We start from the raw sequence: 23,767 nt of genomic DNA on the forward strand, positions 1-23,767 counted from the left end.
CGTCACCGGCCCCGCGTGGCTGGAAAAAATTCCGGCAGCGCCGCGCGTGATCGGACAGTCAAAGTTACAAATGACAAGGTTGACTGTGGGAAAGCAACCCCCGCGGCACAGCTCGCGCGGATGTTATGCACAGCCGCCACAGGGGCAGGACGGCATGTCGCCAATCCCGGGCATCCGCCCGGATTGTCAGCATCTTTGCGACGGACCAGGCCGCCGGGACGCCCGAAAAGGCGAGCCCGGCCAGTACCGCTCGCGTTTAACGCGAATATCGCTCTTTGTTCATTCGATGCGGTCGAGAATTTCAGTCTCGATTTCGCCAAGGCCGTCGATCCCGCCGGTTATGACATCGCCCGGCTCGACCGCGCCGACACCCGCGGGTGTTCCGGTCATGATGATGTCTCCGGCCTCCAGCGCGATGGAATGCGACAGGATCGAAACATGTTCGCGCACAGACCAGATCAGCTCGGACAGATCAGCGTCCTGCCGGACCTCGCCGTTAACCGCCAGCCAGATACGCCCCCGGTCCAGCGCGGGCACCCGCGCCAGCGGCGTGATCGGGTTCAGCGGTGCCGAACGGTCAAAGGCCTTGCCGAAATCCCACGGACGCCCCTTGTCGCGCGCCTCCAGTTGCAGGTCGCGGCGGGTCAGGTCGATCCCCACCCCGGCGCCCCAGAGGTGATCCATCACCTCGTCCTGCGCGATGTTTCGGCCCGACTTGCCGATGTAGACCACCAGCTCGATCTCGTAGTGGAAATTCGCCGTGCCCGGCGGATAGGGCACCGGCACGCCGCTTTCCACCACCGCATCGGCGGGCTTGGTGAAAAAGAACGGCGGATCGCGATCAGGATCCTTGCCCATCTCACGCGCATGGGCGGCATAGTTGCGCCCGACGCAAAAGATGCGGCGCACCGGAAAGCGCGCGTGGCTGTCTCGCACGGCGACAGAGGCCTGCGGATGGGGCGGAAACACGTAGTCGGTCATCGGGGCATGTCCTTTCGGGCGGGCCTGCGCCTTTAACTCAGCGGCACAGTCAGCGGATCGTAGTTGTAAAGCCACTTGGCCCGGTCGGCTGCGGGATCCTTGGCGGCAAAGGCGTCACGGAACTCTTGGTGCGTGTCGAAATGGAACAGCCTGGCGTGTTCGGTGGATTCATCGACGATGCGCGCAGTACGGTCGAGGCGCGCCGCCTCGTAGGCCCTGAGCGCGCCGGGCAGCGTTTCGATCTCGTCCAGCGCGCGGCACAGCACGGCGCCGTCCTCGATCGCCATGACCGCGCCCTGCGCCATGTAGGGCAGCGTGGGATGTGCGCTGTCGCCCAGCAGCGTCACCCGGTCGGTGGACCAGAAAGGCAGCCGCGGCCGGTTGTTCAGCGCCCAGCAGAAACAGGCATCGCGGTCGGCGGCATCAATCATGGTCTGCACGTCGGGATGGAAGCCCTCAAAATCCTTCTTGAGGTCCTCCCAGGGCGCCTTGACGGTCCAGCCCTCCTGCGTCCAGTCGGGCTTTTCCACGCAACCGACGAAATTCAGCAGCCGGCCCTGATTGACCCAGTAAACCACCATATGCTTGCCCGGCCCCATCCAGTTGATGAACACCTTGTCCATGAACTGCGCCGGCAGGCGGTCGGCGGGCACCATGACGCGCCATGCGACATTGCCGGTGAAATTCGCCGGTTCCGCGCCGTGCATCTGGGCGCGCACGACGGATTTGATCCCGTCCGCGCCGATCAGCACATCGCCCCGCTGGCTTGGGCCATCGGCGAAATGCAGCGTCACGCCCTCGGCGTCCTCCTCGTAGGCGGTGGCCGAGGCATTGAGCGTGATTGCCCCGGGATCGAGTTCCCGCACGCGGGCCTCCAGCACCCGGTGAATATCGGGGCGATAGACGTGGTAATAGGGCGCGCCGAACTTCTCTTCATGCGCCTTGCCCAGCGGGATCGTGGCGACGACCTCGGCGGTGTCATGCAGGCGCAGCTCGGTACGCTTGGGATGCACGGCCAGCTCGGCCAGAGCCTCCAGAACGCCGATGTGGCGCAGGACCTTGGTGGCATTGGCACTGACCTGAATACCCGCGCCGACCTCGCCCAGTTCGGGGGCCTGCTCAAAGATCCGCACCTCATGGCCCGCCTGCAACAGGCAGGCCGCCGCAGTCAGGCCACCCAGACCGGCGCCGGCGATGAGGATTTTCTTTTTCGGTGTCACGGGAGCCTCCATAATTGTTGTACAATACTTGTCGAAGGCGGAAGGTTCGGTCAAATCCCGGTGGCATAAATTGCTTTTGCCAGAAAGGCTTGCAGAAAGGTTCCGTTACCGCCCGACATTGGGCAAAGTGGTACAGCCCCGGTGGCCAACACCGGGGCAAGAAAACCGACAGACAGAGGAGGTCAGGGCGTGGCCGACTCTCGGTTCCAGACCCCGAACCAGATCCCATCCGCGCCGTCCTGCTCATCCAGCAAGGCCATCAATCCTGCATCCGACAGGGTCGTGGCGCGCTTTAGACCCAAGGCCCAGGTAAGCAGATGTCCACGCAGCTCCTCGACGACGCCATCGGGCGGTGTTGCGCCGAGGTCGTTCAACTCTTGCGGATCGGCCACGAGATCGAACAGCATCGGACGGAATGGCGGCGCGAACATCGCCTTCCAGCGCCCGGTGCGCACCATGTACAGACGACTGGCGCGCAGCCCGAGGTCCAGTTCCGCGCCCGCCGGTTTTTGAATGAAATCATACTCGCTGAACACGGCCCGGCGCCATTGGTCCGGTGCCCGCCCATGCAGAAACGGCAACAGCGAGCGCCCCTCGAACACATGCGCCGCAGGTGTCCCGCCCGCCCATTCGACAAAGCTCGGCGCAAGGTCGATGGCCTCGACCAACGCATCACATACGGTGCCGCGCGTCCCGTCCGCCTCGGGCGAGGGATCGACGACGATCAGCGGCACCTTGGCCGAAGGATCGTGGAACAGATCCTTTTCCCCAAGCCAGTGATCCCCAAGATAATCACCATGGTCCGAACAAAAGACGATCATCGTCTGGTCCAGCTTGCCCGCGTTCCGCAGATAGGCCACCAACCGACCCACTTCATCGTCGATCTGCCTGATCAGACCCATGTAGGTGGCAATCGCCTCGGGCCGGGCCCGATCATCGGAATAGCAAAGCGATTCCTTGTGCCGCATAAAGGCCGCATAGACCGGGTGCGGATCGGCACGCTCGGCATCTGAGCGCACGGGCAGCAGGATATCCGCCGCGCCGAACATGTCGTGATAGGGCGGCGGCGCAATCAGCGGCCAGTGCGGCTTGATAAAGGAACAGTGCAGCAACCACGGATCATCGCCCGCCTGCTCGATGAACTCGATGCTGCGGTCGACGATATAGGGCGTTTCGCCCTCTTCCGGCCGGATGGCGGCAGGCTGCGTGGCGTTTTCAAGAAACCAGCCAGACCGGATCTCTCCCTTCGGGCCGCGCCCGCTGTTGGCATTGTCGTGCCACGGATTGTCCGACCCATAGCCGCGTTCCGCAAGAAAGCGGTTGTAGGGCTGGTCGGGCTTGGGCGTCGGATACAGCCCGTCATGGCGATCCCAGACGTCAAAGCCGCATTCCGACACCCGCGCGCCGATCACGCTGTTGGGGTCAATGCCCAGCCGCTGCATCCCCTCTACATCGGCCCGCATATGCGTCTTGCCACACAGAACCGCCTGCATCCCAAGCGGACGCAAGTGATCGCCCAGCGTCCGCTCTCCGACATTGAGTGGGAAATCATTGCCCAGCGACCCATGGGTCGAGGGATAGCGCCCGGTGTAATAACTCATCCGCGACGGACCGCAGATCGGCGATTGAACATAGGCATTGGTGAACCGCACGCCACGCGCGGCCAGCGCGTCGATATTCGGGGTCTGCAAAGTCGGGTGACCGGCGCAGGACAGGTAATCGAACCGCAACTGGTCACACATGATCCACAGGATATTGCGACGGGTCATACCACGCCCCCTGCATGTAACTCATTGCCCGGCAATTCACGCACCCCGCTGTCGGGCGCATAAAGAGAAGGCGTACGGAGTCCGCCAAAAACCTCCCACTGCATGATCTCATGCGGGTCTTCGATCACCACGTCGAACAGGATTTCCGGTTCGTCCGTCCGGGTATACTCAAGGATCCGCGCGCTCGAGGCAAAATCATCCGGGTGACGGATCGCCGGGTTGTTTTCGTCATAGCTCATGTCGTCGCGGTCCGGCATGCAGATCGAGTGGATGACCAGCATGGTATCGCTTTCCTCCAGCCGGTGCGCGTCCCCCATGGCCCAGGTGCGCTCTTTCACGGCACTGTCGTCGCGGGCAGAGGTCCAGACCTCGCGCACAGTCATCGCCTCTTCGTCGACAAGGTATTCGACCCCCCGGCTAAAGGTCTCGTGCGGGGCTTTTGGCGGGGTGAAGGGCCGCGCCCCAAGGATGCCGTTGTCGAACATGACAATGGTGCCATCAGAGGTCACCCGCGGGTTATGCCCGTGCCAGGGCCAGCGGAACCCCTCCCCCTGCGGCGTCAGCAGCTTGGCCTGCAATTCCGGCGACCAGTCGCTGTGATCGCCAAGGATCCATTTGATCTGCCCGCTTTTGCGGTCGATCTTGAACAGCGCATCCTGAAGCCGCAGCGAGACGATCACGCTGTCGTCGCGCTCGTCATAGCAAACGCCGTTGCCGTGGGTCCAATCGCCGTGCTCGGGAAAACCACGCACATGCCAATAGGCTTCAAGTGCGTTGTAACCGATGCGGTTGATGTCGAGATGGTCAAAGGCGTCCCAACTCCAGACGATCTCTCCTTCGCGGGTGAACTCAAGAATCCTGTCGCCGACGATCCACTTGTCGGCGCGCGGCGCGTCGGGGTCGAACTCTGACGTGTACCAATCCTTTGCCAGCCGCGCATTGCCGGACAAGGCAAGGAAATTGCCGTTGGGCATCTGGTGGGGCTGGTGATGCAGGGTCTGCACCGGGATCGGAATCGCCCCGGGCGCCGGTCCCGCGGGCCGGTCACGGGCGAACCATTGCGCCTGTACGCGCCCCAGCATGTCGATCTCGGACGAATGCGAGTCCGCATTGTGATAAAACAGGTTGCCCGATTGCAGACGCTGAATGCCCGCCACGCGGCGCGGCAACTGATGGCGCCAGCAGACGCGGCCCTGTGCATCCAGCGCGATTAGCATGGACCAGTCCAGCATGAAGGACCGTTGACGGTCGGTCAGGTCGCGCGGCCGCCCGATGGCACGACGACGCACGGCCAGAATGGTATATCCGGGAGCCATGCGAGCCGGATCAGAGGCGCGCACCTCGATCGGCGGAAAATCCCGCTTGTCCACCGGCAGGGGTTCAGGATCAAAAACCAGCGGTTCGGGATGGGTCACGGCGCGCCCCTTTGCGTCGATCACCTGCACGGTGATGGTCGCGGGCGCATCCGCACGCAAGCCCAGAACCGGAAACCCTTCAGCAAAGGCGCCGGGATCGGAAAAGACCAACGTCCGCGCCTCTGATCCCTGCTCGACCAGCAGCCGCACCTCGGCATGGCCCGACGCCCGCAGCAAGACCACCGCCACCTGCGCCGTGGCGGCAGAGGTCGCGGGAGTGATGACCGGATTTTCCAGAAATGCGATTGCGTCTGCCACCTTGGGGTCTCCTTTGACTCCTCACCCTATTGTTCAACAGTCTGAGCGAAAACCTCTGACACGGCAATGGGTGAGTTCTTGCGCAAGAACGCATTCTTATTTTTGTTATAAGACCAACCAATCCTCTATAAAGTTGACACAAGCCCTCTGCGCCAACAAGAATTGTAGAACATAAACACAACTGCACGCCCCGTGTGCGGACCCAAAATAAGCGGAGGTCACCTCATGTTGAAACAGATTGCAACGGCCGCATTTCTTGGCGCGCTGACGATTGGCGCAGCTTCGGCGGAAACGGTGCGGGCGCATACAACCGCCGCCGGATCAGCCCCGAACACGGTCATCAAGCTGCTGTCGCGCTATGCCGGAGAGGCGGGGGTAACGGTACAGGTTGCCGAAGGTCAGGTCATGACCCGGTCCATGTTCGTCGTCGCCGCCGGCAAAGCCGAGGTGATGTCTGCCATCGTCGGCCAATATGCCCGCCTCCAAGACGGCACCGGCCCGTTCAAGGATATGTCGCAACAGGCGCAAGAGGCCTCGACCCACCTGCGGTCGGTCATGTCCTTCCCCGTGGGCGCCCTGCACGCGCTGACATGGGAGGGCAACGGCATCACCAGCTTTGCCGACGTGGCGGGCAAGCGTGTCTACACCGGCCCCGGGGGCGGCGGCGCATCGGTCGACAACGAAGAAATGATCGAACTGCTGACCGGACTGAAGGCAGGAAAAGACTACGAGGCTTCACGGATGCCGTGGCGCGAAGGCATGCAGGCGATGCGCGACGGACAGGTGGACGTGATGTTCCGCGTCGCCCCCATCGGCTCGGCCATCATCCAGGAATTCGGCCTGTCGAAAAAGATCCGCTTTCTTGGCTTCACCGATGAGGACCTCAAGGACGCGCATTTCGCCGAACATATGGACGTGCCCGGCCGCGTGGCGCTCAAGCTGGAGCCCGGCACCTACGAGGGGCAGGTCAACACCGACCCGGTCGGCATTGGCGCATTTCTGGGGGCCATCGCGCTCAGCGACAAGGTCAGCGATGACACGGCCTACAAACTGACCAAGGCCTTTTGGGAGAACTTCGATGCGATCCGCGACTCGGCGATCTTTTTGAAGTCGGTCGATCCGCAGGCCCCGTTTGAAGGCCTGAACATCCCGCTGCACCCGGGCGCCATCCGCTACTACGAAGAGGCCGGCATCGCCATTCCGGACGCCCTGCGCCCGTAAACACCGCCTGCCACACTCCGCGCGCATCGCCGCGCGGAGCCCCTCCCCCTGTAGCGCCCGACCGCCCGGTCCGGCAGGAGCTCCCCATGTCCGAACGCCCCGCATTTTATGGCCGGATGACCACGGCCGGCCTTGTGGTCGGCTTTGCCATCGCCACCGCCGGGATCCTGAATGCCTTTCCCAGCCTATTCGGCCTGCCCACCCCCGGCCCCTATCCGCCGATCATCCTGCGCCCGGCGATCTTTTTCGCCTGCGTGCTGATCTTTGTCCTGACGAAACCCTGGGCCGCCGAACTGGAACCCAGGCTGGGCACCACCGGCCGCGCCATCGGCGCCGCGGCGGATCTGGCTGTTCTGGCGATGATGGCGCTGGCCTGCTGGCGGTTCTACGAAGTCATGTCCATCCTCGACCAGACGCTGTATTTCTTCAGCACTGGCGACGCATGGATTGCCACGGGCGCCGCGCTGTCCATCGTCTACCTGTGCTGGCGCGCATGGGGCGCACCGCTGGCCATTGTCGCGCTGACGCTGCTGATCTTTTTCTTCACCAGTGACCACTGGCCCGGCTTTCTGAACCGCGTTCCGCCGGATTTCACCGAAGGCGCCAGCACGACACTTTGGTTCGGCCTTGCTTCGGGCATCCTCGGCTCGATCACGGCAACGATGATCCTGACAGTTTTTGTGTTCATCGTTTTCGGCCAGATGCTGGAAGGCACAGGCGCGGGCATGTCGCTGATCCGCGTGGCCTTTCGCCTGACCCGCCACCTCAAGGGCGGTCCGGCCCATGCGGCCATCGTATCATCGGGCCTGTTCGGCACCATGTCGGGCAACGCTGTGGCCAACGTGGTGGGGACCGGCGTTCTGACCATCCCGATGATGAAAAAGAACGGCTTTCCACCGCATTTCGCCGGCGCGGTCGAGGCCACTTCTTCCAGCGCCGGGCAGATCATGCCGCCGGTCATGGGCGCCGCCGCGCTGGTGCTGGCGGATTTCGTGGGTGAGACCTATCTGACCGTGATCACCGCCGCGCTGATCCCCGCCCTGCTCTATTACCTCAGCCTGTTCAGCGCCGTCGTCTTCGAGGCACGCAAGCTGAACATCGGACGGTCGCCCGAACTGTCGAAAGAGATGGAGATGGAGCGGCAGGACATCCTGAACCTCGCCATGGTCTTTGTGCCGGTCTTCGTCATGATCCTGTGCCTAAAGCTCGGCATGTCGGCCGCGGGCGGCGGGATCTTTGCCCTGCTGTCCAACGCGATCCTCAGCTTTATTAATCCCGAAATCCGCAAAGAGCCGATGAAGCTGGTCAAATCCTTCGCCTCGGGCGGCGTGGCCTTTGCCCATATGATGATGGCGGTTGGCGTGATCGGCATCGTGGTCAGCGTGCTGGGCGCAACCGGACTGCCAACGGATTTCGCCAATATGGTCAGCCGGATCGCGGACGGCGCGTTGTTCTGGACGCTTCTTGCAGCCATGGCGGCGGCGTTGGTTCTGGGCATGGGAATGCCCACCCTGCCCGCCTACCTGACCATCGCACTGATCCTTGGGCCCACCCTGCGCCAGTTCGGGCTGAGCGATCTCTCGCTGCATCTTTTCGTGCTGTACTACGGGGTTGCCTCGTCGATCACGCCGCCGGTGGCGATCACGGCCTATGCCGCGGCGGCGATTGCCAAATCCCCACCGCTCAAGACCTCGATCTATGCCTATCGCGTCGGATTGGTGAAATTCATCGTGCCTTTCGTCTTTGTCTACAACCCGGTTTTGCTGCTGGTGGACGAAGGCGGCTTTGACACCACAGAGTTGATCACCGTCTTGTTCCGCACAGTTCTGGCGATCTTTCTGCTGTCATCCTCGCTGGCCGGGTTTGACCGGATGCGCCTGCACCCCGCCGAAATCGCACTGCGCGTGGCCACGGCGCTGGGATGCCTCTGGACGGTGCCGATGATCCACTGGGGCGCGACGGCGATCGGGCTGGCGATTTTCGCAATCCACTGGATGCGCGCACGTCAGCCAGAGGCCGAAAACGCCTGACAAGCACAGCTCAGGCGTCGCCCTGCGGCGCCTGAGCCTGACGTAGAAGCTGGCGATATTCCTGCCGCACCGTTTCGATATGCGTCTGCATCAAAAGGCTGGTCAGCCGCGCATCGCGCAACTCCAGCGCCTCGATGATCTTGCGGTGATAGTCGATGGAAACGTCGGAATTGGTCGACCGCCCGAACTTGATGAACATGGCCACCGGCACCTCGACGAGGTTCTCGACGATATCGTACAGCCGCGGATTGCCGTTGCAGCGGTGGATCGCGGTGTGAAAGCGGGTGTTGTGCTCGAAGTAGACACTGTCGTCATGCGCCGTGCCGCCGAAATAATCCGCTTCCAACGCAGACTGAATCGCCTTGATCTCGGCCAGCCGTTCGTCGGTCATACGTTCGGCCGCAAGCCCGGCGCTGTAGCTTTCGATCATCGCCTGCACGTCGAACATCTGTTCCAGCGTGGCGGCATCTATGTCGATCACATGCGAGCGCTTGTTCTCGCCGATTTCGATCAACCCCTCGCTGACCAGTTGGCGCATGGCCTGCCGGATCGGCGTACGGCTGACCCCATAGGCAGCGGCCAGCTGCTCTTCGCGCAAGGCATCGCCGGGGCGGAACTCCCCCTTGAGGATCGCGGTTTTCAAAAGCGTGTAGGCCTGGGCGTGGGCGGTGACGTCACTCATGGGCGCTATTCTTGTCCTTGGGGCTGTTCATCAGTGGGCGTCAGGCAAGCGTGACGGGATCCGCCCGCCGGCCTTCAGGATTTCTATGATATTGCCAAAGGGATCGCGACAGTAAATCGCCCGCGCACCGCCCGGAACCTGTGTCAGAACCCCGTCCCGACGGCCTCCCGCCTCGAGAATCGCCTCGACAACCGCCTCTGGCGTGTCGGTTTCGATACCGATGTGACGCAACCCCCTGTCAGCAGCGGTTCGCGCCGAAGGGTCCGCATCCGAAGCCGGTGCGCTGTACTCAAACAGTTCCAACAGGCCGCAAGGCCCTTCCATCATCGCTGTCCTGGCAGATGTACCGCTCAGGCCGGTGATCCCCTCGAACAACGGCGAAGGCGCGGCCCACCCGCCCTCGAACAAGTCATGAAATCGCAGCGCCCGCGCATAGAAACGCCGGGCAGCATCCAGATCCGGGACCACAAGCCCGATGTGATGAAAGCGCATAAGCATGACTAACTGTAGACCAAAAGTACCCAGAACTGGAAGCGGAAAAGGTTGACCGCCTCATTTTTGCTCGTCATTCATAGTTTCAGCTTTCAAAATTGTTCAACAAAAGAGGCCGCCGTGGGTATCCGATATCTCGAGGTTCCGAAATGGGGACTGTCCATGGAAGAAGGGACAGTCGTGGCCTGGCTGATCGCGCCGGGCGCTGCATTCTCCGAAGGGGACGAGATCTGCGAGATCGAGACCTCGAAAATCACCAATGTGGTCGAAGCGCCGTTTGACGGTGTATTGCGCAAGGTGCTGGCCGAACCGGGAGAGACCCTGCCGGTCGGCGCGCCGATCGCGATTTCCGCCAGTGAGGACGTATGCGACGCCGAGATCGAGGCCGCAGGCGGCGCACCTTCCACGCCCCAGGTTGAAACACCCGCCGCCGCCGAAGCCGCGCCTCCCTCCGCCGCACCGGCACCGCAAACCGCCAGCAAGACCCCGACCTCATCGACGATCCCCGAACCGCTGAAGGGCGTCACATCAGCGGACGTGGTCGCGACCCCTTCGGCCCGCGCGCTGGCGCAGCAGCATGGAATCGATCTGGGCAAGGTGCCGGCCACCGGGCGCGGCAACCGCGTTTCGGTTTCGGACATCCTGACCGCTGTCGAGACGGCAGGCGGCCAGATGACGGCGGACATCGCCGAAGTCGCCGCACTGCGCGCCTCTCCGCTGGCCCGTCGAGTCGCCGGACAGAAAGGCATCGATCTTGGGCAGGTCACGCCCAGCGGTGCCAAGGGCAAGATCCTGCTTGCCGATGTCGAACAGGCGGCGCAGCCCGCCCCGGCCCCGGCCCCACAAGCCGCCTATCGCGACATTCCGATGACCGGGATGCGCAAGACCATCGCCGAACGGCTGACAGCCTCGGCGCGCGACATCCCTCATTTCCGGTTGAGTTCGGACATCCGGCTGGACGCGCTGCTGGCGCTGCGCAAACAGCTCAACGAAAGCGCGCCGAAAAAGATCAGCGTGACCGACATGCTGGTCAAGGCGGCCTCAAAGGCCTTGATCGCCGTGCCTGGCTGCAACGTGCAGGTTCTGGACGGCGCGATCCGCCAGTTCGATCAGACCGACATTTGCCTTGCGGTGGCGCTGGACGGCGGCCTTTTGACCCCGAAGGTCAGCGGCGTGGACAGCTTGTCGCTGTCGGCGGTCGCACAGGAAACCGCCGCGCTGATCGAGGCGGCGCGCGCAGGCACCCTGCAACCGGATCAGTTCACCGGCGGCACTTTCACGATCTCGAACCTCGGGATGTATGGCGTCGACCAGTTCGACGCGATCATCAACCCGCCGCAAGGCGCGATCCTTGCCGTGGGCGCAGGCCGCACCGAAGGCCACGGCTATCGTCACGGCGACGGCCCGGCCACGGTGATGACTGTCACCCTGTCCTGCGATCACCGCGCCATCGACGGCGCGCTTGGCGCGCAATGGCTGCAAGCCTTCCGCGCCGCCGTCGAAACCCCCATGCAAATCCTGCTCTGACCCGCGGAGACCCCCGATGGCCAAGACCCCCAAAACAGAGACCCCGCTGCCCGGCGCAAACACCCTTGTCACCGCCTATCGCAAGATGCGCGAGATCCGCGATTTCGAAACCCGGATTTCCAAGGAATTCGCCGCTGGCACGGTGCCCGGCATGACCCACCTTTACATCGGCCAAGAGGCCGTCGCGGTGGGCGTGTGCAGTCACCTCGACGATAACGACAACATTGCTTCTACCCACCGTGGCCACGGACACTGCATCGCCAAGGGCTGTGACCTGACCGGCATGGCGCTGGAACTGTTCCGCAAGGAGGGCGGGCTGTGCAAGGGCAAAGGCGGGTCGATGCATATCGCCGATGTGTCCAAGGGGATGCTGGGCGCCAATGCCATCGTCGGCGGCGCGGCCCCTCTGGCGCTTGGCGCTGCGCTGGCGGCCAAGACGCGCGGCAACGGCGCGGTGGCGGTGGCCTTTGCCGGGGACGGCGCCACCAATCAGGGCACCACCTTCGAGGCAATGAACATGGCCGTGGTGCTGAAACTGCCGCTGATCTTTGCCGTTGAAAACAATGGCTACGGCGAACATACAACGCTGGAATACGCTGTCGGCGCGGATCTGACAGAACGCACGCAGGGCTTTGGCATTCCTTCGGTCAAGGTGGACGGCACCGATTTCTTTGCCGTGCATGCCGCCATGGCCGAAGCGGTGGAACGCGGACGACGTGGCGGCGGCCCCTCGGCGATCGAGGCAGTGGCACAGCGCTGGCACGGCCATTTCGAAGGCGACGCCCAGGCCTATCGCGACAAGGCCGAGATCGCCGCGCTGCGCGAAACCGCCGACCCTCTCAAGAAATTCCGCGAGCGCGTGCTGGCCGAAAACCTCCTGACCGCCGAGACGCTGGACCAGATCGACGAGGATGTCGCCACGGCGGTGGATGCCGCCGTCGAGACCGCGCTTGCCGCTCCGCAACCGGCGCTCTCTGAGCTCCTGACCGACGTCTACGTCAGTTACTGACCCGAAATTCCGAGGAAGGACAGAGACATGGCCATCCGCAGCTTCCGCGAAGCGATCAACGACGCCCTGCGTTACGAACTGACCCACGACCCCGACGTGATCCTGCTAGGCGAGGATATTGGCGGCGGTGGCGGCGGGGTCGAAGGCTCTCATGGGTCGTCCGGCGGGATGCTGGGCGTGACCAAGGGGCTGCTTTATGAATTCGGCCCCGAACGTGTCATCGACACGCCGATTTCCGAAAGCGCCATCATGGGCGCCGCCGCCGGGGCCGCGCTGACCGGGATGCGCCCGGTGGCCGAATTGATGTTCATGGATTTTTTCGGCGTCTGCTTTGACCAGATCTACAATCAGGCCGCCAAATTCCGATACATGTTCGGCGGCACCACGCGCACGCCGATGGTTGTGCGCGGCATGGTCGGTGCGGGGTTCGGTTCGGCCGCACAGCACAGTCAGGCGCTCTGGCCCATTTTCAGCCACATCCCCGGCCTGAAAGTGATCCTGCCGTCCAACCCCTATGACGCCAAGGGGCTGTTGACCCGCGCGATCCGCGACGATGACCCGGTGATCTTCCTTGAACACAAGGTTTTGTACGACACCAAGGGCGAGGTGCCGGACGAGAGCTATGAGATCCCCTTCGGCGTCGGCAATATCACCCGCGAGGGGGCGGATGTGACCGTGGTTGCCTTTGGCCGCATGGTTCTGTTCGCCAATGAGGTCGCAGACCGGTTGAAAGGTGAAATCTCGGTCGAGGTGATCGACCCGCGCACCACCTCGCCCCTGGATACCGAATTGATGCTGGAAAGCGTGGCCAAGACCGGACGGCTGGTGGTTGTCGACGAGGCGAACCCGATCTGCTCGATGGCATCCGAGGTCATCAGCGTGATCGCCACCGACGGGCACGGCCTGCTGAAATCCGCGCCGCGCAAGATCACCGCGCCGCACACGCCGGTGCCTGCCGCGCCCGTGCTGGAACGGGCCTACATCCCGTCGCAGGACACGATCGAGGCCAATATCCGCGCCGCATTCGCGGGCGAAGGCGATGCCGCGCCGCATCTGGCGCTGGTTGCGGGGCTGGGCGCATGACGGCGGTCGGCAAACATCTGATCGCCGGGGAATGGCGAATTGACGGGGCCGAGGCCGAAACCATTGACCCCGCCACCGGCCAAGCCATCGGGCATTATCACCTTGGATCCGAGGCACTGACGGATCAGGCCATCGACGCCGCGCGACAAGCCTTTCGCCAAACCGACTGGGCGCAAAGCCCCCGCAAACGCGCCAAGGTGCTGACCGATCTGGCCGAAGTGCTGCGCACCCGCGAAGCAGAGATCGTGCGCCTGATCGTGCGTGAGACCGGCAAGAAGCTGATGGATGCCACCTTCGAGGTGCGCACTTCGGTCGAAGAACTGCACTATTACGCCGGCCTTGCGCGGTCGCTGTACGGCCGGGCGCTGGAAAGCGCGCCGGACACCTTTTCGGTCATGCTGCGCGAACCGGTGGGCGTTGCCGCGATCATCGTGCCGTGGAACGCGCCTGTGATCCTGCTGGTCCGCTCGTTGGCGCCCGCCCTTGCGGCGGGCTGCGCCACGGTGATCAAATCCGCGCCGCAGACGCCGCTTTGCAACGCATGGGTCGTCGCGCGGCTGGCCGAGATTGCCGAAGTGCCGCCCGGCATCATCAACTCGGTCAATGAAAACGGGGCCGAGGTTGGCAAGCGCATGGTCGCCTCCGAAGGCGTCGACACCATCAGCTTTACCGGCTCCAGCGCGACGGGCAAGGCCATCATGGCGGCCGCCGCACCGACGTTGAAACGTCTGTCGCTGGAACTGGGCGGCAAGGCCCCCTCGATCGTCTTTCCGGACGCTGATCTTGACGCCACCGTGCCGCAACTGGTGCGCGGCGGCCTGCTGATCTCGGGGCAGATGTGCGTGGCGATCACCCGCATCCTTGCGCATCGCGACATTGCCGATCAGCTGTCCGAACGGTTGATCGCGGCGCTGAAAGCCGCCCGGATCGGGCCGGGCATGGACCCCGAAACGCAGCTTTCGCCGCTGATCGACCATGCCAACCGCGACCGTGTCGCCGCGCTGGCCAAAGGCGCGGATGCCGAGGGTGAAGTGCTGCTGCGCGGCGCGCCGGTGGGTGGGGCACTGGCCGAGGGGGCCTTTCTGTCGCCGACGCTGGTACGGGTGGCGGACAGCAAATCCAGCCTTGTACAGGAAGAAGTCTTTGGCCCCCTCCTGACACTTGAAACCTTCGACACCGAGGAAGAGGCGCTGGCGCTGGCCAATGCCACCCGCTACGGCCTGTCCGCCAGCCTCTGGACCCGCGACCTGTCGCGCGCCTTCCGCATCTCGCGCCGGATCGAAAGCGGCACTGTCTGGCTGAACACCCACGGCAAGCTGATCCCCGAGGCCGAAACCGGCGGTTACAAGCAAAGCGGTCTTGGCCGACTGCATGGAGTCGAGGCGCTGAACGACTTTCTGGAAACGAAACACATCTACTTCGAGGCCGACGCCTGAGCCGCCCTCTCCTTCTCCTCCCCGCGTGGATACCCTCCATCATCCGCGCCCCTCGCCAGGCTACCCCGTTAGCCTGGCTTTTTTGTCGGCCCCTTGGTCGGCCCCTCAGCCACAAACAAAACCGCGCCGGATTTCCCCGACGCGGCGATAAAGGATCTGACCCGATAGGAATCTGACAGGATCACACCACGCTGTAATCCACCGGCACGCCGTGCCATCCAGCCCAGCGTTTTTCCCAATACAGGTTGTGCAACCGCGCGGTGATCGGCCCCGGCCCCTCGACCCCGCCGATCAATGTGCCGTCGATGCTGTTCAGCGGCATGATGCCCCCGGCGCTGGAGGTGTAGAACACTTCGTCCGCCGCCAGCGTTTCCGCCACGCTGACCGGGCGCACCTCGCAGGACATTCCAATCTCTTGCCCAAGCTCCAGCGCGGTCTTGCGCGTGATCCCCAAGAGGCACCATTCGGCGGGTGTGATCAGCTTGTCCCCTTTGACAAGAAACAGGTTCGACCCCGGGGCTTCGGTGATATTGCCCTGCCCGTCGGTCAGGATCGACCATTCGGCCCCGGCGTCGCCCGCTTCGAACAGCGACTGAGAAAAATCCAGCCCGTGCAGATTCTTGGCCGTCGGATCGACCGACTTTGGCGGGATGCGCAGGTAATTTCTGGAAATGATCGCATTGGCCCCGCGGGCCCGCATCTCGTCATTGGCGATAAAGATATAGGGCAGCACATAGGCGTAATAGCGATTGCTGAACTTGGCCGGGTTGGTCCGATCGGCCGAGTTCATCGGCGTCTTGCCACGCGTCACGCCAAACCAGACATAGGCATCGCGGCGGCCGGTCAAAGCCACGATATGATTCAGGATCTCGGCTTCGCGCGCGCGCGAAAACGGATTGGTGACACGGATACGATCGCAGGAGGCGGCAAAGCGTTCCTGATGATCCGCCAGCCGAAAGAACATGCCCCGGCTGACCGACACGACGTCATAGACCGCATCCCCGCGGTTGAACCCCAGATCGGTGATCGGCACGGCTGCGCGTGACAGCGGCACGTAGTCGTCGATGATGAAGGCCGCGCCATCCTCGTAGTCGGGCGCATGGCCACCCCTTGCGTGACGAGGATCGGTTGCCATGATGTGTTGCGCCTCGATCAGCGCCTCGACGGGGGACTCGACAAGTGACATGGGCCGCTCCTGTTTCGCAAAACTGTTCAACTCTTATGCCCCTCATTCACTCAATATAGAAGAAAATTCCGTCAAACTGCTGCTGAAAGCAAAATTAATGTAGAACAAAATGGCGCAGGATGTTTGACTGCCTCGAAACCAGAGACCACCGACCAGAGGGCCCGACCATGAGCGTAGACCTGAAACTGCCCTGCGGGGGCGCGACGCCGATGCCGATTTTCGTGAACGGGGATTGGGTCGCTGCCGGGGATGGTCCCTTGGTGGATGTGCTGAACCCCTGCAACGAAGAGGTTCTGGCGCAGGTGGTCGATTGTCAGGCGGCAGACGTGGATCGCGCCGTGGCCGCCGCGCGGCAGACCTTTGACTCGTGGGAATGGCGCCGCCTGCCCCCGTCGGAACGCACCGCGATGCTGTGGAAACTGTCCGAGCTGATCGACCGCGACCGCGACGATCTTGTCCGGCTGGAGGTTGCGAACCTCGGAATGCCTCTGGATCTTGCGCAGGCTTTTATCATCGACGGGGTGATCGCGACGCTGCGCTACTATGGCGGCTGGGCGACCAAGCTGGAGGGCCGCACCGTCACGCTCGGCCTGCCCGATGAACGCCCCTGCGGCAGCCTCGGCCCGGCCTTTCACGCCTATTCAACCAAGGAACCCGTGGGGGTTGTCGGCGCCATCGTGCCGTGGAACGTGCCGCTGACCATGGCGATTGCCAAGATCGCCCCGGCAATCACAGCGGGCTGCACCGTGGTTCTGAAACCGGCGCTGGAAACGCCATTGACCGCGCTGCGGCTGGCCGAACTGGCGCAAGAGGCGGGCTTCCCCCCCGGCGTGCTGAACGTGGTGACAGGCGGCGGCGCGGCGGGGGCCGCGCTTTCCGCCCACCCGGACGTCGACAAGATCGCCTTTACCGGTTCGATCGACACGGCGCGCAAGATCGCCACCGCGGCGCTTGGCAACATGAAGAAGGTCTCGTTTGAACTGGGCGGAAAATCGCCCTTTGTCATCCTCGCCGACAGCGATGTGGACGCAGCCATCACCGCCGCCGCGCAGGGCATCATGATGAACACCGGTCAGGTCTGTTTCATCGGGTCCCGGCTTTTGGTCGAGGCGCCAATCTTTGACCGGGTGATGGAAGGCGTGGCCGAACAGATGAAATCCGTGCGCATCGGATCGGCCTTTGATCCGCAGGTGGACATGGGGCCACTGATTTCGAGCCGCCAGAAAGAGCGGGTGCTGGGCTATCTCGATGGCGCGCGCAAGGAAGGCGTCAGCATCCTGCACGGCGGCGGTGATGTCGCCGGCAAAGGGTTCTTTGTCGAACCGACTCTGGCTGTGGCCAGTCCCGATGCGACGCTTGCGCGCGAAGAAGTCTTTGGCCCCGTGCTGACCGCGCAAAAAGGGGCGGATGCGGCCGAATTGGTGCGCATGGCGAATGACACCAGCTATGGCCTGGCGGCCTCGGTCTGGACCCGCGATCTGGGCAAGGCGCATGCCCTGTCGGACGAAATCCGCGCCGGCGTCGTCTGGGTGAACTGTCAGGGCGAACTGGATGAATCCCTGCCCTTCGGCGGCTTCCGCCAAAGCGGCTGGGGCCGCGAAGGCTCGCTTGAAGGGGTCGAGGAGTACCTTGAAAGCAAAGGCGTGGTGATGGCGCTCTAAGCGCCCGCCGGGAGAGCCAGAATGATCCGTTTCACACTGCAAACCCATGTCACCTTTGGGCAAGGCGCAATCGCCGAGGCCGGGGCCGAACTGGCCCGCCTTGGTATCGCGAACCCGCTGCTGGTGACCGATCCTTACCTGTCGCGCTTGCCGCTGGTGGCGGGCCTGATCGCCGCGCTGCCCAAGGCCACCGTCTTTGCCGACACGCCCGAAAACCCCACCGAAAGCGCAGCCGAAACCGCGCTGGCGCTGTATCGCGCCAAGGGGTGCGACGGGGTAATCGCCGTGGGTGGCGGTTCTCCGATGGATCTGGGCAAGGCGGTGGCCCTGCTGGCCACGCATGAGGGCGGTCTTGCCGATTATGATCTGACACAAGAGGGCCATCAGCCCGTCGGCCCCATCGCGCCGCTGCTTGTGGTGCCGACCACCGCCGGAACCGGCACCGAGATGGGGCTGGGCTGCGTCATGATCCTCAAGGACGGGCACAAGGCCATCATCGACAGTTTCAACCTGATCCCCGGAGGCGTGATCTGCGATCCGGACCTGACCGTCGGCCTGCCGCCGCGCCTGACCGCCGCGACCGGGATGGATGCGCTGTCGCATTGTATCGAAGGCATGTTTTCCAACATCGACAATCCCCCGGCCGAGGCCATCGCGCTGGACGGTGCCCGCCGCATCTGCCGGTCGCTGGAACGGGCCGTCGCAACGCCGGGTGACATCGAGGCACGGGCCGACATGATGTGGGGCAGCCTTGCGGGCGGCTATGCCATGCTGATGGAACTGGGTGCTGCGCATGGGATCTCGGTTCCCGTGGGCGCGGTACATCACGTCCACCACGGCGCGCTGACGGCGGCGGTTCTGGGCCGCGTGGTGGCGGTTAACGCCCGCCTTGCGCCAACCAAGGCCGCCCGCCTGCGCGAGGCAATGCAGGTGCCCGCGGAGCAGGACCTTGGAGATTGGATCGACGCGCTTTGCCTGCGGATCGGCCTGACGACCTCGCTGCGCGAATTCGGCCTTGCCGAGGATGAACTGCCCGGTTTCGCCAAGGAAGCGGTCGAAGGTTTCTTCAACGCCACCAATCCCAAGCCGCTGACACAGGACGATTACCTGTCGATCATGAAGGCGAATTGGTAGCCCGCCGACACCCCCGACCGCGCCCCGAAACCACAGTTACCCGAGTCATCGGAAAGGACCCCCATGGCCAACACCACTGCACGGATGTTGATCGACGCCTTCCACGATCCGCGCAGCTATCAGACGCTGCACGCCCAGCCGGGTGACTTCCTCGACAATCCGTTTCAGGACGGGGTGATCTGCTTTCGACACGACACTTTGAAAACGCTGTCGGGGCACCCCTTGATGCAGGCCGCGCCCCGCCGCCCGGCAGGGGATGACGGCCCGCCGCCGCAACACCTCAGCCGCATGTTCGACGCGCATCCCGTCTTTCAGACCGAACCAGACCATCAGGCCACGCGCAAGGAAGCCTTCAAACTGGTGGCACATGACGGCATCCCGGCGCTGAAATCCCGGCTGGAGGCGGCCTTTGCAGACCGCGCCGATTGCCTGGTCGGCAAGGGGCGGGCCGACCTGATCGCGGATTTCGTCACCCCCGTCGTCGGCGCGCTCTGGTCGCGCATCGCCACCGGGAGCGAGGCCTATGGCACGCCACTGTCGCAAGCGGTTCGGCCCATCGGCGCGATGATGCGCTATGATCGTCCAGCCAAGGTGGCCGAGGCCGCGGATGAGGCCGCGCAGGCCCTGCTGGCCTTCTTTGCCGAGGCGGCAAGCGGCGACCCGTCCTTGACGGCCGCCCTGTCTTTTGACGCCATCGACGGTATGGGCGGCATGACAGCCAATGCCCTGTGGGCCTGCGCCGCCGACCCGGCGATCCATGCCGCGCTGCGCACCGACCCCACCCGCGCCGCCGCCATCTGGACAGAGGCCACCCGCCTGACCCCTGCGATCCAGGGCCTTTATCGCGCACCGATCGAGGATCTGAAGCTGGAGTTTGGCACGCTGCGTCAAGGGCAGACCGTGTTGCTGCTTTACGCCGCCGGGAACCGCGATCCGCAAGCCTTTGACGATCCGCATACTTTCGACACCGACAGGACCGGACCTGCGCCGTTGACCTTCGGGTTTGGCCCCCGCGCCTGCCTTGGGCGCGGCCTGAGCAAGATCGCCGGTTGCGCCGCGCTGGAGGCGCTGGCCCGGCGTTTTGACACCATCACCCTGACCGAGACCGTGACCCTCGGGGCACCGGGACTGGGACGCACGCCGGAACGGCTGATCGTCACCCTGGCCTGACCCGACCATGAAAAGGACCCCTGCCATGACTGAACAGACCTTCGACATGATCGTGATCGGCGCCGGGCCCGGTGGGTATGTGGCGGCGATCCGCGGCGCGCAACTGGGCCTGAAGGTGGCCGTGGTCGAACGTGAGCACATGGGCGGCATCTGCCTGAACTGGGGCTGTATCCCGACCAAGGCGTTGCTGCGTTCGTCCGAGATTTTTCACACCCTGCACCGCGCCAGCGAATTTGGTCTCAGCGCCGAAGGCATCGGTTTCGACCTTGAAGCCGTGGTGGCGCGCTCCCGCAAGGTCGCGCAGCAATTGAACGGCGGCGTTGGCCATCTGCTGAAAAAGAACAAGGTGACGACCATCATGGGCGAGGCCACCCTGCCCGCCGCGGGGCAGGTCTTGGTCGCCATTGCCAAGGGTGAACAAACCTTGCACGCGCCGAACATCGTGCTGGCCACCGGCGCGCGGGCGCGCGAACTGCCGGGACTGGAGGCGGACGGCGATCTGGTCTGGACCTACAAACACGCACTGATGCCACCCCGGATGCCGGGCAAGCTGCTGGTCATCGGCTCGGGTGCCATCGGGATCGAATTCGCCAGCTTCTACAACACGCTCGGCGCCCAGACGACCGTGGTCGAGGTCATGGACCGCATCCTGCCGGTCGAGGACGCCGAGATCGGCGCTTTCGCTGCCAAGCAATTCGTCGCGCAAGGCATGGACCTGCGTACCGGTGCCAAAGTGGTCAAATTGGAGCGCGGTACGGGGTCGGCCAAGGCGCATATCGAGCAGAACGGTACAACAACGGTCGAGGAATTCGATACAGTGATCTCTGCCGTGGGCATCCTTGGCAATACCGAAGGGCTGGGGCTGGAGGCGCTGGGCGTCAGGATCGACCGCGCCCATGTGGTGACAGACGCCATGTGCCGCACCGGTGTCCAAGGCCTGTATGCCATTGGCGATCTCGCCGGTGCGCCATGGCTTGCGCACAAGGCCAGCCACGAAGGTGTCATGGTGGCCGAATTGATCGCCGGCGGTCAGCCGCATGCGGTCGATCCCGACAGCATCGCTGGTTGCACCTATTGCCACCCGCAGATCGCCAGCGTCGGGCTGACCGAGGCAGAGGCCATAGCGGCCGGGCACAATATCCGCGTCGGGCGTTTTCCCTTTGTCGGCAATGGGAAGGCCATCGCCTTGGGTGAACCCGAGGGCATGGTGAAAACAATCTTTGACGCGCAAACCGGTGCCCTGTTGGGCGCGCATATGGTCGGGGCCGAGGTGACAGAGCTGATCCAGGGCTATGTCATCGGCCGCCAGATGGAAACCACGGAGGAAGAGCTGATGCAGACCGTGTTCCCGCACCCGACCCTCAGCGAGATGATGCACGAAAGCGTTCTGGACGCCTACGATCGCGTCATCCACTTCTAATATGTTCCACAAAACTAGGCGATACCCATGCTTTCCACAGGTATAAATGTGAATTTTGTACGACAGTTTCGCAAACTGTAGTACAAAACAGGGGCAACCAACCAGATTCGGGGAATGACCATGATCAAGCGGCTTGCAGTATCGGCACTGGCTCTCGCGCTCTCGACAGGCGCGGCACTGGCCGAATGGCCGGAACGGCCGATCACCATCATCACGCCTTGGCCTCCGGGCGATGTCGAAGACACCATCGCCCGCCTTGTGGCCGACCGGATGGAGGCCGAATGGGGCGTCCCCGTTGCGGCGGTGAACAAACCCGGCGGCGGCGGCGTGATCGGCGCGACCGAGGTCGCAGGCGCCAAGCCCGACGGCTATACCATCGGCAACCTCGTGCTGAGCCATGTCACCAGCCACGTGGCGCTGGGCAACACCACCTATGGCAAGGATGCCTTTGACGTGGTGGGGATCTATGTCACCTACCCCTTCGTTCTGGCGGCCAAGGCCGATGCGCCTTTTGACGATCTGGCGGGCCTTGTGGAACATGCCAAATCAAACGACGTGGCGCTGGGCCACTTTGGTTACGGCGCGATCCCGACCAAGGTGACGCTGGGGCTTCAGGAACAGTTCGGGTTCAAATTCGCGACCGATGCCTCTTTCGAGGAACTGACCTGCATCACCCTGTCGAACGGCGACGCAACGCTGATCACCACGACCACGCCCCAGATCCAGGCCTGCTTGCAGGACGGCAGTGCCAAGGCGATCACAACCTACACCGAGGGTCGCATCGCCACCCTGCCCGACACGCCGACACTGGGCGAACAGATCGACAGTGAACCGATCGTTCTTTGGGGCGGGATGTTCGTGCCCAAGGGCACCCCGGACGAGGTGCGCGACAAGATCGCCGCCATCGTGGGCGAGGTGATGGAAAGCGAAGAAGTCGCCAACATCCGCTCCGCCACTGGCGCCGAACTGTACTGGCAAGGCCCGGCAGAGGCCAAGGCGCGCATCGACCGCACCTATGATGCCACCGTTGAATTGCTCACCGGGCTCGGTGAACTCTGATTTCCAACAGAACAGACGGCCCGCCCGGTCAAGGGCGGGTCACGAACAGGGAGATAAACATGAAACTCAAGACAATGATCCTCTCCTCGGCGGCACTGGCCGTCAGCGCGACAATGGCGCTGGCCGATTGGCCGGAACGCCCGGTCACTCTGCTGACGCCATGGCCTCCGGGGGATGTCGAGGACACGATCGCGCGTCTGATCGCCGACCGGATGGAAGCGGAATTCGATGTGCCCGTGCAGGCGCTGAACCGCCCCGGCGGCGGCGGCGTGATCGGCGCGACCGAGGTCGCCAATGCCCCCGCCAATGGTTACATGATCGGCAACCTCGTGATCGACCTTGTGACCAGTCACGTAGCGCTGGGCAACACCACCTATCCGATCGACGCCTTCGAAACCGTGGGCATCTACGTCACCTACCCCTTCATCCTCGCCGCCTCGGCGGATGCCCCCTATAACAACCTCGCGGAACTGGCGGACTACGCCAAGACCAACGAGATTTCCCTGGGCCATTTCGGCTATGGCGCGATCCCGACCAAGGTGACCTTCGACGTCGCGGACCAACTGGGCTTTTCCTTTGCCTCCGAGGCGTCTTTCGAGGCGCTGGACTGCACCACCCTGTCGAATGGCGACGCCGACGTGATCAATACCACGACCCAGCAGGTGCAGGCCTGCCTTGACAGCGGCGCGGTCAAGGCGATTGCCTCTTACACCAACGACCGTATCGTGACCCTGCCCGACACGCTGACATTGCATGAACAGGTCGACGGCGACCCCATCGTTCTGTGGGGCGGTCTTTTCGTGCCCAAGGGCACCCCTCAGGAGGTGATCGACAAGATCGCCGCCGTCGCCGCCGAGGTCATGGCCTCGGAAGAGGTCGACAAGATCCGTCAGGCCACCGGCGCCGAGCTGTACTGGCAGGGCCCCGAAGAGGGCAAGGCGCGACTCGACAAGGACTACAAGGCCGGTGTCGACCTGCTGAAGAAACTGGGCGAACTCTGAGTTCCGGGAAAGG

At 63.7% G+C, this 23,767-nt stretch carries 19 protein-coding genes; 12 read left to right on the forward strand and 7 right to left on the reverse strand.

Translation table 11 applies throughout. The features are described 5' to 3' along the window. Positions 1-279: 279 nt before the first annotated feature. The 4 genes from KJP30_RS04400 to KJP30_RS04415 form a co-directional block, all read right to left on the reverse strand. A complete protein-coding gene (locus KJP30_RS04400) occupies positions 280-981 on the reverse strand; it encodes a fumarylacetoacetate hydrolase family protein (RefSeq protein WP_218447774.1) in 702 nt (233 codons plus the stop codon). Positions 982-1,013: 32 nt separating this feature from the next. Beyond that, positions 1,014-2,201 (reverse strand): FAD-dependent monooxygenase, encoded by a 1,188-nt coding sequence (locus KJP30_RS04405; protein WP_218447775.1) that lies wholly within the window; start codon positions 2,199-2,201, stop codon positions 1,014-1,016. 182 nt (positions 2,202-2,383) lie between these two features. Continuing rightward, positions 2,384-3,970: a sulfatase-like hydrolase/transferase gene (locus KJP30_RS04410; protein WP_218447776.1), complete on the reverse strand. Its 1,587-nt coding sequence runs from the start codon at positions 3,968-3,970 to the stop codon at positions 2,384-2,386. After that, on the reverse strand, positions 3,967-5,643 hold the full coding sequence (locus tag KJP30_RS04415) for an aryl-sulfate sulfotransferase (protein ID WP_218447777.1): 1,677 nt from the start codon (positions 5,641-5,643) through the stop codon (positions 3,967-3,969). Before KJP30_RS04415 ends, KJP30_RS04410 begins: the two co-directional genes overlap by 4 nt. Before the next feature lie 225 nt (positions 5,644-5,868). Between KJP30_RS04415 and KJP30_RS04420 the strand changes: the two genes are divergently transcribed. Further along, positions 5,869-6,864, forward strand: a complete 996-nt coding sequence (locus tag KJP30_RS04420) for a TAXI family TRAP transporter solute-binding subunit (protein WP_218447778.1) — start codon at positions 5,869-5,871, stop codon at positions 6,862-6,864. Between the two features lie 86 nt (positions 6,865-6,950). After that, entirely contained in the window at positions 6,951-8,894 is a 1,944-nt protein-coding gene (locus KJP30_RS04425) for a TRAP transporter permease (RefSeq protein WP_218447779.1), read from the forward strand. A 10-nt stretch (positions 8,895-8,904) separates the two neighbouring features. Here the strand turns inward: KJP30_RS04425 and KJP30_RS04430 are convergent, their stop codons facing one another. Then, positions 8,905-9,576 carry a GntR family transcriptional regulator gene (locus KJP30_RS04430; RefSeq protein ID WP_218447780.1) on the reverse strand — a complete coding sequence of 224 codons (672 nt, stop codon included), beginning with the start codon at positions 9,574-9,576 and terminating at the stop codon, positions 8,905-8,907. Positions 9,577-9,606: 30 nt separating this feature from the next. After that, entirely contained in the window at positions 9,607-10,074 is a 468-nt protein-coding gene (locus tag KJP30_RS04435; RefSeq protein ID WP_218447781.1) for a VOC family protein, read from the reverse strand. 114 nt (positions 10,075-10,188) lie between these two features. Here KJP30_RS04435 and KJP30_RS04440 point away from each other — a divergent pair, with 114 nt between their 5' ends. The 4 genes from KJP30_RS04440 to KJP30_RS04455 are packed head-to-tail and all read left to right on the forward strand — an operon-like array spanning position 10,189 to position 15,123. Then, a complete protein-coding gene (locus KJP30_RS04440; RefSeq protein ID WP_343222738.1) occupies positions 10,189-11,595 on the forward strand; it encodes a dihydrolipoamide acetyltransferase family protein in 1,407 nt (468 codons plus the stop codon). Positions 11,596-11,611: 16 nt separating this feature from the next. Next, positions 11,612-12,604, forward strand: a complete 993-nt coding sequence (locus tag KJP30_RS04445; RefSeq protein WP_218447783.1) for a thiamine pyrophosphate-dependent dehydrogenase E1 component subunit alpha — start codon at positions 11,612-11,614, stop codon at positions 12,602-12,604. A gap of 27 nt (positions 12,605-12,631) precedes the next feature. Then, a complete protein-coding gene (locus tag KJP30_RS04450; protein ID WP_218447784.1) occupies positions 12,632-13,687 on the forward strand; it encodes an alpha-ketoacid dehydrogenase subunit beta in 1,056 nt (351 codons plus the stop codon). Continuing rightward, complete coding sequence (locus KJP30_RS04455; RefSeq protein WP_218447785.1) at positions 13,684-15,123, forward strand: aldehyde dehydrogenase family protein; 1,440 nt, start codon at positions 13,684-13,686, stop codon at positions 15,121-15,123. Before KJP30_RS04450 ends, KJP30_RS04455 begins: the two co-directional genes overlap by 4 nt. Positions 15,124-15,304: 181 nt before the next feature. On the opposite strand, the gene KJP30_RS04460 is transcribed toward KJP30_RS04455, so the two are convergent. Beyond that, positions 15,305-16,309, reverse strand: a complete 1,005-nt coding sequence (locus KJP30_RS04460; protein WP_218447786.1) for an aminotransferase class IV — start codon at positions 16,307-16,309, stop codon at positions 15,305-15,307. 167 nt (positions 16,310-16,476) lie between these two features. Between KJP30_RS04460 and KJP30_RS04465 the strand changes: the two genes are divergently transcribed. The 6 genes from KJP30_RS04465 (at position 16,477) to KJP30_RS04490 (ending at position 23,754) form a co-directional block, all read left to right on the forward strand. After that, complete coding sequence (locus tag KJP30_RS04465; protein WP_218447787.1) at positions 16,477-17,970, forward strand: aldehyde dehydrogenase family protein; 1,494 nt, start codon at positions 16,477-16,479, stop codon at positions 17,968-17,970. Between the two features lie 21 nt (positions 17,971-17,991). Further along, positions 17,992-19,104, forward strand: coding sequence for an iron-containing alcohol dehydrogenase (locus KJP30_RS04470; RefSeq protein ID WP_218447788.1), 1,113 nt, complete (start codon positions 17,992-17,994; stop codon positions 19,102-19,104). A 63-nt stretch (positions 19,105-19,167) separates the two neighbouring features. Next, on the forward strand, positions 19,168-20,274 hold the full coding sequence (locus KJP30_RS04475; protein WP_218447789.1) for a cytochrome P450: 1,107 nt from the start codon (positions 19,168-19,170) through the stop codon (positions 20,272-20,274). 25 nt (positions 20,275-20,299) lie between these two features. Continuing rightward, positions 20,300-21,694 carry a dihydrolipoyl dehydrogenase gene (gene lpdA / locus KJP30_RS04480; RefSeq protein WP_218447790.1) on the forward strand — a complete coding sequence of 465 codons (1,395 nt, stop codon included), beginning with the start codon at positions 20,300-20,302 and terminating at the stop codon, positions 21,692-21,694. Positions 21,695-21,808: 114 nt separating this feature from the next. Further along, the gene (locus tag KJP30_RS04485) at positions 21,809-22,753 is read left to right on the forward strand and encodes a tripartite tricarboxylate transporter substrate binding protein (RefSeq protein ID WP_218447791.1); all 945 of its coding nucleotides are present in this window, start codon (positions 21,809-21,811) and stop codon (positions 22,751-22,753) included. A 59-nt stretch (positions 22,754-22,812) separates the two neighbouring features. Next, positions 22,813-23,754 carry a tripartite tricarboxylate transporter substrate binding protein gene (locus KJP30_RS04490; protein ID WP_218447792.1) on the forward strand — a complete coding sequence of 314 codons (942 nt, stop codon included), beginning with the start codon at positions 22,813-22,815 and terminating at the stop codon, positions 23,752-23,754. Positions 23,755-23,767: the final 13 nt, after the last annotated feature.

This window comes from Antarctobacter sediminis (genome assembly GCF_019218285.1).
Lineage (GTDB): Bacteria > Pseudomonadota > Alphaproteobacteria > Rhodobacterales > Rhodobacteraceae > Antarctobacter > Antarctobacter sediminis.